The 12,988-nt window shown below is 58.6% G+C and carries 14 protein-coding genes; 11 read left to right on the top strand and 3 right to left on the bottom strand.

Annotation, left to right across the window (positions count from 1 at the left end; genetic code table 11):
* Nucleotides 1-55 precede the first annotated feature (55 nt).
* Together secB and ACR9ZQ_RS25940 are read right to left on the bottom strand one after the other, a co-directional pair.
* Complete coding sequence (secB, locus tag ACR9ZQ_RS25945) at nt 56-538, bottom strand: protein-export chaperone SecB (RefSeq protein WP_310389796.1); 483 nt, start codon at nt 536-538, stop codon at nt 56-58.
* Between the two features lie 98 nt (nt 539-636).
* Nucleotides 637-1,155 (bottom strand): FxsA family protein, encoded by a 519-nt coding sequence (locus ACR9ZQ_RS25940; RefSeq protein ID WP_310389798.1) that lies wholly within the window; start codon nt 1,153-1,155, stop codon nt 637-639.
* Nucleotides 1,156-1,281: 126 nt separating this feature from the next.
* Here ACR9ZQ_RS25940 and ACR9ZQ_RS25935 point away from each other — a divergent pair, with 126 nt between their 5' ends.
* From ACR9ZQ_RS25935 to gyrB, 5 genes are all read left to right on the top strand, one after another.
* Nucleotides 1,282-1,986, top strand: coding sequence for a Tim44/TimA family putative adaptor protein (locus tag ACR9ZQ_RS25935; RefSeq protein ID WP_310389800.1), 705 nt, complete (start codon nt 1,282-1,284; stop codon nt 1,984-1,986).
* A complete protein-coding gene (gene mltA, locus ACR9ZQ_RS25930) occupies nt 1,979-3,094 on the top strand; it encodes a murein transglycosylase A (RefSeq protein ID WP_481429025.1) in 1,116 nt (371 codons plus the stop codon). The genes ACR9ZQ_RS25935 and mltA overlap by 8 nt, the downstream gene beginning before the upstream one ends.
* Complete coding sequence (locus ACR9ZQ_RS25925) at nt 3,094-3,651, top strand: Smr/MutS family protein (RefSeq protein WP_310389805.1); 558 nt, start codon at nt 3,094-3,096, stop codon at nt 3,649-3,651. Before mltA ends, ACR9ZQ_RS25925 begins: the two co-directional genes overlap by 1 nt.
* Nucleotides 3,648-4,025, top strand: a complete 378-nt coding sequence (locus tag ACR9ZQ_RS25920) for a helix-turn-helix domain-containing protein (RefSeq protein ID WP_113322164.1) — start codon at nt 3,648-3,650, stop codon at nt 4,023-4,025. Before ACR9ZQ_RS25925 ends, ACR9ZQ_RS25920 begins: the two co-directional genes overlap by 4 nt.
* A gap of 133 nt (nt 4,026-4,158) precedes the next feature.
* Complete coding sequence (gene gyrB / locus ACR9ZQ_RS25915; protein ID WP_310389808.1) at nt 4,159-6,594, top strand: DNA topoisomerase (ATP-hydrolyzing) subunit B; 2,436 nt, start codon at nt 4,159-4,161, stop codon at nt 6,592-6,594.
* A gap of 62 nt (nt 6,595-6,656) precedes the next feature.
* On the opposite strand, the gene ACR9ZQ_RS25910 is transcribed toward gyrB, so the two are convergent.
* Nucleotides 6,657-7,253 carry a nitroreductase family protein gene (locus ACR9ZQ_RS25910; RefSeq protein WP_481429024.1) on the bottom strand — a complete coding sequence of 199 codons (597 nt, stop codon included), beginning with the start codon at nt 7,251-7,253 and terminating at the stop codon, nt 6,657-6,659.
* Between the two features lie 194 nt (nt 7,254-7,447).
* Here ACR9ZQ_RS25910 and ACR9ZQ_RS25905 point away from each other — a divergent pair, with 194 nt between their 5' ends.
* From ACR9ZQ_RS25905 to ACR9ZQ_RS25880, 6 genes are all read left to right on the top strand, one after another.
* The gene (locus ACR9ZQ_RS25905; RefSeq protein ID WP_481429023.1) at nt 7,448-8,401 is read left to right on the top strand and encodes a glutathione S-transferase family protein; all 954 of its coding nucleotides are present in this window, start codon (nt 7,448-7,450) and stop codon (nt 8,399-8,401) included.
* A gap of 92 nt (nt 8,402-8,493) precedes the next feature.
* Complete coding sequence (locus ACR9ZQ_RS25900) at nt 8,494-9,336, top strand: fumarylacetoacetate hydrolase family protein (protein ID WP_037102235.1); 843 nt, start codon at nt 8,494-8,496, stop codon at nt 9,334-9,336.
* Nucleotides 9,337-9,543: 207 nt separating this feature from the next.
* On the top strand, nt 9,544-10,818 hold the full coding sequence (locus ACR9ZQ_RS25895) for a polyhydroxyalkanoate depolymerase (protein WP_310389894.1): 1,275 nt from the start codon (nt 9,544-9,546) through the stop codon (nt 10,816-10,818).
* Nucleotides 10,819-10,962: 144 nt separating this feature from the next.
* On the top strand, nt 10,963-11,397 hold the full coding sequence (locus tag ACR9ZQ_RS25890; RefSeq protein WP_481429022.1) for a DUF2852 domain-containing protein: 435 nt from the start codon (nt 10,963-10,965) through the stop codon (nt 11,395-11,397).
* Nucleotides 11,398-11,487: 90 nt separating this feature from the next.
* Nucleotides 11,488-12,246 (top strand): M48 family metallopeptidase, encoded by a 759-nt coding sequence (locus ACR9ZQ_RS25885; protein WP_310389818.1) that lies wholly within the window; start codon nt 11,488-11,490, stop codon nt 12,244-12,246.
* A gap of 72 nt (nt 12,247-12,318) precedes the next feature.
* Nucleotides 12,319-12,987 carry a phosphoribosylanthranilate isomerase gene (locus tag ACR9ZQ_RS25880; RefSeq protein ID WP_310389820.1) on the top strand — a complete coding sequence of 223 codons (669 nt, stop codon included), beginning with the start codon at nt 12,319-12,321 and terminating at the stop codon, nt 12,985-12,987.
* Nucleotide 12,988: the final 1 nt, after the last annotated feature.

Raw genomic sequence — 12,988 nt, 5'->3', positions numbered from 1 at the left:
TAAAAATGCCCGGGTTTTGCCCGGGCATTTGAGTTTGAGAACCTGTAAAACCGGCTTAGTTCGGAACGGCATGAACCTTGGAGCGGGCCTGTTCTTCGGCAACGCGCTGTGCGAACATCTGTGCGAAATCGATCGGGTCGATCATCAGCGGCGGGAAGCCGCCATTGCGCGTGACGTCGGCAATGATCTGGCGGGCAAACGGGAAGAGCATGCGCGGGCACTCGATGAAGAGAACCGGCAGCATGTGCTCCTGCGGGAAGCCGGCAACGCGGAAGACGCCGCCATAGACGAGCTCGGTGTGGAAGACGGTCTTATCGCCTTCCTTGGCTTCAGCGATCAGCGAAAGCACGACATCAAAATCCGTTTCGGACAGCGGATTGGCATTGACGTTTACATTGATGTTGATCGCCGGTGCCTTGTCGCGGGCCTGAAGCGAGCGCGGTGCGCCCGGGTTTTCGAAGGAAAGATCCTTGACGTACTGGGCAAGGATCGAAAGGGTCGGGCTCGCTGCGCCGTTGCTGCTGTTATCGTCTGCCATGGGATTTTCCTCGAGGGGCATTGAATGGTGCCGCCATCTAACATTTCGGGAATAGGCTTACAACCCTGGGCGTCCGGCGCAGTTAATGCGCCGCCATATCAGTCTCCGAGCCGTTTGCCGGACCAGGGCGACTTGCCGTTCGGTTCACGATGATAGTCCTCTTCATCGAGATCGACCACCTTTGAATCGCCCGGCTTGCCCGGCCGGCCTCGAAATTCCGAACGCGAAGAAGCCGAAAAACCGTCGCCGCTCGCGCCAACGACAACGAAACGCTTTGCGATCGACCGCCAGAGCAGATTGCGAACCTGTGGGATAAGAAGCAGGATCGCCAGTATATCGGACAGAAAGCCCGGGATGATGAAGAGCAGCGAGGCGATGACAGTCATCGCCGGATTGAGCAGTTCCCGCCCGGGCATGGTACCGCTACGCCCTTCGGCGGACATGCGGCGCAGGATGCCAATACCCTGCCGGCGCAAGAGGAAGGAGCCGACGACAAAGCCCAGTACGACAAGCGCCAGCGTCGCGGCAAGTCCGATTGCGCGGCCGACAATTACGAAGCCAGCGATCTCGGCAAGCGGCAGAAGCAGCGCGAAAACCGGCAGCATGGAAAAACGCATCTCTTTACCCCGAGTGGCTCGGGCTCCTCTTGGCACTGGCGAAGATACCAGCCATGATTTGAATCATTCGTATAGCCGGACTATATGGGGGTAGAAATCAGGGATGTTAACAGTGAACGGCGGGATATGAGTTCAAACGACTTCATCACATTATTTTTCTTGGTGGCGGCGGTGCTGATTTTCTTTCAGCTTCGATCCGTTCTCGGACGCCGCACGGGAAATGAGAAGCCGCCGCGTGATCTCTATACGCCACGGGATGCCGTGCAGAACGACAGTGCCGATGCCGGCAAGGTCGTAACCCTGCCGCGGCGCGATGTGAACGGGGAAGAGGAAGACCGCTTTTCCGCCATCGACGCTTTCGCACCGGCCGGCACGCCGCTGAACGAATCGCTGCGCGCGCTCAACAGAGCCGATCCCTCCTTCGACCCGAAGGAATTCTTGAATGGCGCCCGTATGGCCTACGAGATGATCGTGATGGCCTTTGCTGATGGTGACCGCAAATCGCTGAAGAACCTTCTCTCCCGAGAAGTCTATGACGGCTTCGACGCGGCGATCAGCGATCGCGAAAACAAGGGCGAGAAGATGAAGTCCACTTTCGTGGGCATCGACAAGGCTGAGATCACCCATGCCGAGACCAAAGGCAGCGAGGCGCAGATCACCGTTCGCATCATCAGTCAGCTGATCTCTGCCTCCTACGACAAGAACGACACGCTGATCGACGGCGATGCTGAGAATGTCGCGGAGGTCAACGATCTCTGGACGTTCGCTCGCGATACGCGATCGCGCGACCCCAACTGGAAACTCGTCGCGACTGAATCGGAACATGACTGACGCAGCCGGCTTTGCCCTTCAGGCAGTCAGTTTCGACGCAATGGAAGGCTGGAGGGATGACGATCCCTCCAGCCTTTTTGAAGTCATGGCTACCTGTCGCCGGCATATTTCCGAAACGAAACCTTATCGTACCGGTTCGCTGGGGCTGAGTTCAGCTGATCTCCTTCCATTGCTGGAGGAAGCAGAGACATTTCGCCCGTCTTCGCCGGAGGAAGCGCGTGGCTTTTTTGAAAAGCACTGCCAGCCATTCCGGATTGTCCGGGCTGACGGCGTCAGTGGTTTCGTCACCGCCTTCTACGAACCCGAAATTGAAGTTTCCGACAGACAGGATGCGACCTTCCGTTTTCCGATCTACCGGCGCCCGGATGATCTCATCGATCTCGATGATCAAAATCGCCCCGCGCAGTTTGATGGCTCCTACGCATTTGGACGCTTGCGTGATGGGCTGATCGATGCCTATCCGGATCGCCACGACATCGATCAGGGCTATCTTGAGGGCCGTGGTCTTGAGATCGCCTGGGCGAAATCGAAGGTCGATCTTTTCTTCGTCCATGTGCAGGGTGCTGCCCGTATGCGCTATCCGGATGGCAGGATCGGCCGCATCACCTACGCCGCCAAAGCCGGCCACCCATTTTCGGCGATCGGCAAGCTATTGATCGACCGTGGCGAGATCGAGCGGGCGAGAATTTCCATGCAGTCGGTCCGCGCATGGCTTGCCACCCATCTGGACCAAGTCGACGAAGTCCTCTGGCATAACCGATCCTATATTTTCTTCCGGGGAGCACCGGTGGACAACCCGAATGCCGGACCGATCGCAGCCGCGAAGGTGCCGCTGCTTGCGGGGCGTTCGCTCGCCGTCGACCGCCTGATCCATACTTTCGGTTTTCCATTCTTCATCCGCTCCGAAAGCCTGACGCATCTCGATGCCAGTAAGCCGTTTCAGCGGCTGATGCTGGCGCTGGACACTGGTTCGGCAATTGTCGGTCCCGCGCGCGGCGACATTTTCACCGGTTCGGGCCATGCTGCAGGCGAGTTGGCGGGAACGGTACGCAACGATGCCGATTTCGCAATTCTCATCCCCAATGCCGCTGCAGCGAGGTTCCTCTGATGGCGAAGGACCGCAAGCTCAGCTCAGACGAGAGAATCCTCTGGGGAAGGGTCGCCCGCAGTACCCGGCCCATGCCAGGCAAGACGGATGAACTGACTGCGCTCGACGCCTTCCTGGCGGAGGCCGAACAGGAAAAGGCGCAAAAGCAGAAGACGGCCGCCCCGGTTCCGCAGCAATCGGTAGCTCAGACGCCCGTAAAACAGCCCTCGGGCGTCCACCATCCACTGGAGCGGCCGGTCAAGCGCAGGATCGCCAAAGGCAAGCTGGCGCTGGAAGCACGGATCGATCTTCACGGTATGGTCCAGAGCGAAGCGCATTCCTTCCTGCTCGATTTCCTGATCCGCGCGCATGAACGCGGCATGCGGCACGTCCTCGTCATCACAGGCAAGGGCAGATCCATGGGCAGCGAAGGCGCCTTGAAGCGCGCGGTGCCGCTCTGGTTCTCCAAGCCGGAATTCCGTTTTCTGATTTCGTCCTATGAACCAGCGGCCCAACATCATGGCGGCGCGGGCGCCCTCTATATCCGCCTCTCGCGGCGGGCCGGGGAAACATCGTGACGCCGTTTGCAGAAGCAGTTCGCAAGCTGCGCGCCCGCAAGGGCGTGACGCAGAAACAGATGGCGGCGGCGCTCAATGTTTCGCCTGCCTATCTCTCGGCGCTCGAGCATGGAAAGCGCGGCGTGCCGAGCTTCGATCTGCTGCAGCGCATCGCCGGCTACTTCAACATCATCTGGGACGAGGCCGAAGAGCTCTTCCTCGTTGCCGGCTCTTCCGATCCGCGCGTGGTCGTCGATACATCGGGCCTGCCGCCCGAATATACCGAATTTGCCAATCGTCTGGCCAAGCGAATTCGCAGCCTTGACAGCGCCGATATCGCCCGGTTATCGGCGCTTCTTGAAAATGACGGCAAAGGGGACGGAAAAGCGTCATAATCCCCTGATTTATGCCTTGTTTTAGGGCCTTGCCATTGGGAACTCGCTGCAAAAAACCTATATTCGACATTGAAAAAGCCGGTGATTCGCAAGGCGCGCCGTTGCTTGTGACAACAGGGAAAACCTCGACAGAATGACCGATGCACCCGCGACGGAAAACGGCGTAAACACCGAATATGGCGCAGACTCCATCAAGGTCCTGAAGGGCCTCGATGCCGTGCGCAAGCGCCCCGGTATGTATATCGGCGATACCGACGACGGCTCGGGCCTCCACCACATGGTCTATGAAGTCGTCGATAACGCGATCGATGAAGCCTTGGCCGGCCATGCCGACATCGTCACCGTTACGCTCAATCCCGATGGCTCTGTGACCGTGACGGATAACGGCCGCGGCATCCCGACCGATATTCACAGCGGCGAAGGCGTGTCGGCAGCTGAGGTCATCATGACCCAGCTCCATGCCGGCGGTAAGTTCGACCAGAATTCCTATAAGGTTTCGGGTGGTCTGCACGGCGTCGGCGTTTCGGTCGTCAATGCACTGTCCGTCTGGCTGAAGCTGAAGATCCGTCGCCAGGGCAAGGTACATGAGATGAGCTTCACCCACGGCGTTGCGGATGCTCCGTTGAAGGTGACGGGCGAAGCGGGCAACGAGACCGGCACGGAAGTCAGCTTCATGCCGAGCACCGGAACCTTCACCATGACGGAGTTCGACTACGGCACACTTGAGCACCGCCTGCGCGAACTGGCCTTCCTCAACTCCGGCGTCCGCATTCTGCTGACGGACAAGCGCCATTCCGACATCAAGCAGGAAGAGATGATGTATGACGGCGGCCTCGAGGCCTTCGTTTCCTATCTCGACCGCGCCAAGAAGCCGCTCGTCGAAAAGCCCGTTGCGATCCGCGGCGAGAAGGATGGCATTACCGTCGAGGTGGCCATGTGGTGGAACGACAGCTATCACGAGAACGTGCTTTGCTTCACCAACAACATCCCCCAGCGCGATGGCGGCACGCATATGGCCGGCTTCCGCGCCGCACTGACGCGTCAGGTCGTTTCCTATGCCGATAATTCCGGCATTACGAAAAAGGAAAAGGTGACGCTGCAGGGCGAAGATTGTCGCGAAGGTCTGACCGCAGTTCTATCGGTAAAGGTACCGGATCCAAAATTCTCATCGCAGACGAAAGACAAACTAGTTTCGTCGGAAGTTCGCCCTGTCGTCGAAAGCCTCGTCAATGAGGCCTTGAATACCTGGTTCGAGGAACATCCGAGCGAAGCCAAGATTCTCGTCGGCAAGGTCGTTGAAGCCGCCGCCGCCCGTGAAGCCGCCCGCAAGGCGCGCGAACTGACGCGCCGCAAGGGTGCGCTCGATATCGCCTCGCTGCCCGGCAAGCTCGCCGACTGCTCGGAGCGCGATCCGGCCAAGTCTGAAGTCTTCCTCGTCGAGGGTGACTCGGCAGGCGGTTCTGCAAAGCAGGGGCGCTCGCGCGAAAATCAGGCGATCCTGCCGCTGCGCGGTAAGATCCTGAATGTCGAGCGTGCACGCTTTGACAAGATGCTGTCGAGCCAGGAAATCGGCACGCTTATCACTGCGCTCGGCACCGGAATCGGCAAGGACGAGTTCAATGTCGAAAAGCTGCGCTACCATAAGATCATCATCATGACGGATGCCGACGTCGACGGCGCCCACATTCGCACGCTGCTGCTCACCTTCTTCTTCCGCCAGATGCCGGAACTGATCGAGCGCGGCCACCTCTACATCGCCCAGCCGCCGCTCTATAAGGTGTCGCGTGGCAAGTCGGTCCAGTACGTCAAGAACGAAAAAGCGCTGGAAGATTATCTGATCGGCCAGGGTCTGGAAGATGCGGCGCTGAAGCTCGCCAGCGGCGAAGTCCGTGTCGGCCAGGATCTGAATGAGGTCATTCACGATGCCCTGCGCCTGCGCGCGCTACTCGACAACCTGCATTCGCGCTACAATCGTGCGGTCGTCGAACAGGCGGCAATCGCCGGCGCGCTCAATGCCGAAACCGTCAGCAATGCCGAACGTGCCCAGGAACTGGCAATCGAGGTGGCAAAGCGTCTCGACATCATCGCCGAGGAAACCGAGCGTGGTTGGGAAGGCAGCCTCACCAGCGAGGGCGGTATCCGCCTCGAGCGCATGGTTCGCGGCGTCAAGGAGGTCATCGTGCTCGATATGGCGCTGATCGGCTCCCAGGATGCCCGTTTTATCGACCAACTCACGCCGCGGATGAAGGAAATCTATCAGACGCCGCCGGCGCTGAGCCGACGGGATGGCGATGTCGAAATTTCCGGTCCACGCGCCCTTCTCGATGCAGTTTTCGCAAGCGGCCGGAAGGGCCTGACGATGCAGCGCTATAAGGGTCTCGGCGAAATGAACGCCGAACAGCTCTGGGAAACGACGCTCGATCCGAACGTTCGCTCGCTGCTGCAGGTCAAGGTCAACGATGCGACCGATGCCGACGGCCTTTTTGCGCGCCTGATGGGCGATGAAGTCGAGCCGCGGCGCGAATTCATCCAGGACAATGCGCTGAGCGTCGCAAACCTCGATATCTGACCAAAAATCAGTCGCGAAAAAGCCCCGCAGCCATCAGGCTTGCGGGGCTTTTTATTTTGCGATCAATCGTTGCCGATGAAATGGCCGTTGAAGGCGACCTCCGAGAGCGGCTTGCGCTGGCTCGGGAATTCGCGCTCCCGGTTGCGCTCGGAAAGGATGCCCTTGTCGGCGATGCGACCGACGGCAATGCCGGCTTCAACGCGGTAACCATCGGGGACTTCAAGCTTTTCCTTGATCTCGTCATGCTTGATGCCGCCCATGCCATGTGCATGGAAGCCGGAAATGCGGGCCTGCATGGCAAGATGGCCCCACGCCGTGCCAGCATCGAAAGAGTGCGTATAGCTTGACCGTCCCTCGCTGCGGGCGCCGTTGAAGCTGCGCGAGACCACGAAGATCAGCGCTGAAGCGTTCTGTGCCCATTCCTGGTTGGCTTCGTTGAGCAGGCTCACGAATTCTTCCCAGTGCTCGGAGCCTTTTAAGGCGTAGAGGAACCGCCAGGGCTGCATATTTGCCGAAGACGGCGCCCAGTGTGCGGCGTCGAGAAGCGTCAGAAGCTGGGCTTCCTCGATGATCTCGCCGGTAAAGGCGCGGGGCGACCAACGGTCGAGAAACATCGGATCGATTGGATATTCGGATTCGCGGCTATTGGCTTTCGTCATGCTGGCTTCCGGAAGTTGGCGATGGATGGGGGATTCCATTGCGGAGATCACTTAAGTGATATTTCGGCGCTCGCTTGCTTGGCAAGCAAAGTTTGGTCACAGCCAGTGCACAATCTGTTTCCAGAAACTGGCCTTACGCGCGCGAGGAACTCCCGGTAAAGCAGCGTCAAATCCGATCGATCTGGAGATACGGCATGCTGGTGAATGGGAAATGGACCGAAGACTGGCAGCCGGTCCAGGCGAAGGATGAGAAGGGTGGTTTCGTCCGTCAGATATCGAGATTCCGCAACTGGGTGACACCTGACGGCAGCGCAGGTCCGACGGGTGAGGGCGGTTTTGCTGAGGAAGCCGGACGCTATCATCTTTACGTCGCCTATATCTGCCCCTGGGCTTCTCGCACGCTGATCGGCCGCAAGCTCAAGCGGCTCGAAGACGTCATCTCGGTTTCGATCGTCGAGCCGACGCTCAGCAAGCAGGGCTGGCGTTTTGGCGATTATCCCGGCGCGACTTCGGATGAGCTGAACGGCGTCATCTACATGCACGAGATCTACACAAAAGCGGATCCCCATTTTACCGGGCGAGCAACGGTCCCCGTTCTATGGGACAAAAAGCGTGCAACGATCGTCAACAATGAATCCTCCGACATTCTGCGCATGCTGAACAGCGGCTTTGGCGATCTTGCCCGCGGCGGTCTCGATCTTTATCCGGTCGCTCGACGCGGTGAAATCGATGCCTTCAACGAGCGTATCTATTCGTCCTTGAACAATGGCGTTTATCGCACCGGATTCGCAACGACCCAGATTGCCTATGAAGAGGCCTTTGCCGAGGTTTTCGCTTGCCTCGACTGGATCGAACCGCAGCTCGAAGGACGCAGCTTCTTGTTTGCCGACCATCCGACGGAAGCCGATATCCGCCTGTTCGTCACGCTGGTGCGTTTCGATGTCGCCTATCACGGTCTCTTCAAATGCAATCTGCGGCGTCTCTCCGACTATACCAACCTTAGGTCCTTTTGCCGGCGGATGCTGGATTGGCCCGGTATTGCCGAGACCGTGAACCTCGATCACATCAAGCGCGGCTATTATTCGATCGAGAGCCTCAACCCCACGCGTATTGTTCCGGTTGGTCCATCACTGGCGGAAATTTTCTAAGCGGGCGTACCGCTTCCGTGGCAAGTCATAATGACACCGATGAATAATTCGTTCATAGGTGGCGCATCTACTTTCCATTGAGGAGGATATTCATGAAGCTGATGCGCGTTGGAGAAGCGGGCCGCGAAAAGCCGGCCCTGCTCGATGCCGATGGCAAGATCCGTGACCTTTCCGCGCACGTGGCCGATATCGGCGGCGAGGCGATCACGCCGGCAGGTCTTGCGAAAATCGCGGCCCTTGACCCTAAGAGCCTGCCGGAACTGGCGCCCGGCCGCATCGGCGCCTGTGTTGCCGGCACCGGCAAATTCATCTGCATCGGCCTGAACTACTCCGACCATGCGGCCGAGACCGGCGCGACCGTGCCGCCCGAACCCGTTATCTTCATGAAGGCGACTTCAGCGATCGTTGGTCCCAACGACAATGTGCTGATCCCGCGCGGTTCTGAAAAGACCGACTGGGAAGTCGAACTTGGCGTGGTTATCGGCAAAACCGCGAAATACGTGAGCGAGGCCGAAGCGCTGGATTACGTTGCCGGTTACTGCGTTTCCGACGACGTCTCCGAGCGCGCCTTCCAGACCGAGCGTTCGGGCCAGTGGACCAAGGGTAAATCCTGCGACACCTTCGGACCGATCGGCCCATGGCTCGTCACCAAAGACGAAGTTGCCGATCCGCAGAACCTCGGCATGTGGCTCAAGGTCAACGGCCAGACGATGCAGAACGGTTCCACGAAAACCATGGTCTATGGCGTGGCTTTCGTCGTGTCGTATCTCAGCCAGTTCATGTCCCTGCATCCGGGCGACGTTATCTCGACGGGTACGCCTCCAGGTGTCGGCATGGGCATGAAGCCGCCGCGTTACCTGAAGGACGGCGACGTCGTCGAACTCGGTATCGAAGGTCTCGGCACCCAGAAGCAGCTCTTCGTAGCAGACCGTTAACGACTTTTCTTGCTGAAAAGCTTAAACTTTGTGCGCCAAGATAATGCCGGAGATCAATTTTCCGGCATTTTTCTTTCAAACTGTAATGTTATGTTGCTGTGCAACAAAAACCTGTTAGCCTACGTTGATGTGCCAGCGTTAACGGAAAGAGTCCGGTGCCCTTCAATTGGCGTCGTCTTTGCCGGATAGAGAAAGGTGGCGCCCTCCATGTTCTACCAGCTTTATGAATTGAACCATGCAGCGTTGGCTCCTTTCCGCGCTGCAGCAGATATCATGCGTTTTGCCTATTCCAATCCGCTGAACCCCTTCTCACAGACCCCGCTAGGGCGCACCATTTCGGCCAGTCTCGAAATGTTCGAGCGCACGACGCGCCGTTACGGCAAGCCGGAATTCGGGCTCAATGAGACTGTCATCGACGGCAAGAAGGTTTCCGTGCGCGAGGAAGTCGTCTGGGCGCGCTCCTTCTGTAATCTCCTCCATTTCTCCCGCGATGTTCCGGCCGGCCACAGCGGCGACCCGCGCATCCTCATCGTCGCGCCGATGTCCGGCCATTATGCGACGCTGCTGCGTGGCACCGTCGAGGCCCTTCTGCCCAGCGCCGATATCTACATCACGGACTGGATCGATGCGCGCATGGTGCCGATGACCGAAGGCACCTTCGACCTTTCCGATTATATCGACTACGTCATCGAGATGCTGCATTTCCTCGGCCATGACACCCATGTTGTCGCCGTCTGTCAGCCCTCCGTGCCGGTGCTGGCCGCTGCCGCAATCATGGAAGAGGCCAAGGATCCGCTCGCCCCGTCGTCCATGACGCTGATGGGCGGTCCGATCGATACCCGCATTAATCCGACAGCCGTCAACAATCTTGCCAAGGAACGGCCGCTCGAATGGTTTGCCGATAATGTCGTCATGAACGTGCCCTGGCCGCAGCCGGGCTTCATGCGATCTGTCTATCCGGGTTTCCTGCAGCTTTCCGGCTTCATGTCGATGAACCTCGACCGGCATTTGATCGCCCACAAAGAATTCTTCATGCATCTGGTGAAGAACGACGGCGAACCGGAAAAGCACCGCGATTTCTATGACGAATATCTCGCCGTCATGGACCTCACCGCGGAATTTTATCTGCAGACCGTGGAGCAGGTCTTCATGAAGCATGCGCTGCCGAAAGGCGAGTTGATGCATCGCGGCAAGCTTGTTGATCCCTCGGCCATCCGCAACGTGGCCTTGCTCACCGTAGAAGGCGAGAACGACGATATCTCCGGTGTCGGCCAGACGCATGCAGCCCAGACCATCTGCGTAAACGTCCCTGAGCACATGCGCATGCATTACCTGCAGCCGGATGTCGGCCACTATGGCGTCTTCAACGGTTCCCGCTTCCGCCGCGAGATCGCGCCCCGCATCGTCAGCTTCACGCGCCAGCATTCCCGCGCCAAGAAGCCACCGGTCCAGCGCGTCATCAAGGGCGGCAAATCGGCGTGAGTTAGAAAACGCTGATTTAATGCCATCGATTCAAGGTCTTGTTCGATTTAACCTGAAATCGTCTTGAAGGCCGGTTCCGCGGTAACCATCTGTTTTTTCAGCACTCGGCATCCTGTCGGGTGCTGAACGCGAGGATACCGCACGATGAACCAGTCAGCATTGCTTCGCCCGGATTGGACTCCGGCTACCGTTGCCTTGATGATCCTCGGCTTCATGGTTTTCTGGCCTCTGGGGCTGGCCATGCTTGCCTATATCATCTTCGGCGAGCGGCTGCGTGGCTTCAAGCGTGACGTCAACCAGGCAACGGATGGCTTCTTTGCAGGCTGCCGCCGTTCGCACGGCCGTCACCGCCCGCATTTCTCGACGGGCAACGTCGCCTTCGACGATTGGCGCAAGGCCGAGCTCGATCGCATGGAAGAAGAGCGCCGCAAGCTTGATGAAATGCGTGAGGAATTCAATTCCTACCTGCGCGAGCTTCGTCGCGCCAAGGATCAGGAAGAATTCGATCGCTTCATGCGCGAGCGCAAGAACAACCGACGCGACGATAATGGCCCGGTCGCCGAATACCAGACGCCGTAAGGCGTGATCACAAAGAATCTACGGCCGGCATCGGATACGATGCCGGTTTTTCTTTGCCCGGATTTCTCCCGAATCGTATAGAAAACCCCTATGTTTCCGCTTCCGAAGATCCGCCGTACGACGAAAAAGCCGTCGCCGCCCGAAAAGCGGACGCTGGATGTCGCCGGCCGTCTGATGCCCTTGACGATCAAGCAGCATGATCGGGCAACCCGGATCACGCTCCGTATCGAGCCGGGCGGCCGTGCATTGAAGATGACGGTGCCGAAGGGGCTTGCCGCCCGCGAAGTCAACGCCTTCCTTGATCGGCATCAGGGCTGGCTGCTGACCAAGCTTGCGAAATTCTCGACGGATGCGGGCCTGCGCGACGGCGGCGAAATTCTCTTTCGCGGTGTCAGACATCGCATCGAGCACACAGGCAGCCTCCGTGGACTGACTGAGGCTGTCGTGATGGACGGCAAACCGGTACTTCGCGTCAGCGGCATGCCGGAACATATCGGCCGGCGCATCGCGACCTTCCTCAAGAAGGAGGCGCGCAGCGATCTTGAGAGATTGTCGCGGCTGCATGCCGGTTCCATCAAGGCGCCGATCCGCTCAATTTCGATGAAAGATACTCGCAGCCGCTGGGGTTCCTGCTCTTCGGAAGGAAATCTGAGCTTCTCCTGGCGCATCGTCATGGCGCCGCCTTTGGTGATTGATTATCTCGCCGCCCATGAGGTCGCGCATCTGAAGGAAATGAACCACGGTCCACACTTCTGGGCGCTCTGCAAGAAGCTCTGCCCGCACATGGAAGAGGCGAAGTCCTGGCTGAAGCGTCACGGCAGTCAGCTGCACGCCATAGAGTTCGATTAAGCCCCGCCGTTAAATGCGGCCGCCATTGCAAATTGGCTCGACTCTTCGCCCGTTTCGTGTCACTTCGCTGCCATGAGACCGGATATCAAGATCTGCGGTTTGAAGACGCCTGAGACTGTCGAGCGCGCATTGAAGCGCGGAGCGACGTATATCGGCTTCAATTTTTTCCAGAAAAGCCCGCGTTACGTCGAGCCGGACATTGCCGGCAAGCTCGCGGAACCTGCGCGAGGCAAGGCGAAGATCGTCGCTGTCGTGGTCGATCCGAGCAATGATGATCTTGATGAAATCGTTGCACTTTTGCGCCCGGATATGCTGCAGCTCCATGGTAGCGAGAGCCCTGAGCGCGTGCTGACCATCAAGGCGATGTATGGCATCCCCGTGATCAAGGCCTTGTCGGTCCGCAGCACCGACGACCTGAAGAGGGTCGAGGCCTATATTGGCATCGCCGACTGCTTCCTCTTCGATGCCAAGCCGCCAAAAGGATCTGAACTACCGGGTGGCAATGGCGTCTCCTTTGATTGGGGTCTGCTCACCTGGCTTGACGGCAATGTCGACTACATGCTTTCCGGTGGGCTCAACAAGGCCAATGTCGGACAGGCGCTTGCAATGACGAAGGCGCCAGGTGTCGATACTGCCTCTGGTGTCGAGAGTGCGCCGGGCGTGAAGAGCCTGGACATGATCGATGAATTTTTCGATGCGGTTGAACAGGCATGCCTGCCTGAAACGACCTCAGGGAGTTGAA

The sequence above is a fragment of the Rhizobium sp. KNZ14-9A genome (assembly GCF_056755015.1).
This window is presented reverse-complemented; position numbering and strand designations above follow the sequence as displayed.

Coding starts and splice junctions, on each gene's coding strand:
- ACR9ZQ_RS25925 (WP_310389805.1), top strand. CDS start 3,094: ATGGCGAAGGACCGCAAGCTCAGCTCAGACGAGAGAATCCTCTGGGGA.
- ACR9ZQ_RS25910 (WP_481429024.1), bottom strand. CDS start 7,253: ATGACGAAAGCCAATAGCCGCGAATCCGAATATCCAATCGATCCGATG.
- gyrB (WP_310389808.1), top strand. CDS start 4,159: ATGACCGATGCACCCGCGACGGAAAACGGCGTAAACACCGAATATGGC.
- ACR9ZQ_RS25880 (WP_310389820.1), top strand. CDS start 12,319: ATGAGACCGGATATCAAGATCTGCGGTTTGAAGACGCCTGAGACTGTC.
- ACR9ZQ_RS25885 (WP_310389818.1), top strand. CDS start 11,488: ATGTTTCCGCTTCCGAAGATCCGCCGTACGACGAAAAAGCCGTCGCCG.
- ACR9ZQ_RS25900 (WP_037102235.1), top strand. CDS start 8,494: ATGAAGCTGATGCGCGTTGGAGAAGCGGGCCGCGAAAAGCCGGCCCTG.
- ACR9ZQ_RS25905 (WP_481429023.1), top strand. CDS start 7,448: ATGCTGGTGAATGGGAAATGGACCGAAGACTGGCAGCCGGTCCAGGCG.
- ACR9ZQ_RS25895 (WP_310389894.1), top strand. CDS start 9,544: ATGTTCTACCAGCTTTATGAATTGAACCATGCAGCGTTGGCTCCTTTC.
- secB (WP_310389796.1), bottom strand. CDS start 538: ATGGCAGACGATAACAGCAGCAACGGCGCAGCGAGCCCGACCCTTTCG.
- mltA (WP_481429025.1), top strand. CDS start 1,979: ATGACTGACGCAGCCGGCTTTGCCCTTCAGGCAGTCAGTTTCGACGCA.
- ACR9ZQ_RS25890 (WP_481429022.1), top strand. CDS start 10,963: ATGAACCAGTCAGCATTGCTTCGCCCGGATTGGACTCCGGCTACCGTT.
- ACR9ZQ_RS25935 (WP_310389800.1), top strand. CDS start 1,282: ATGAGTTCAAACGACTTCATCACATTATTTTTCTTGGTGGCGGCGGTG.
- ACR9ZQ_RS25940 (WP_310389798.1), bottom strand. CDS start 1,155: ATGCGTTTTTCCATGCTGCCGGTTTTCGCGCTGCTTCTGCCGCTTGCC.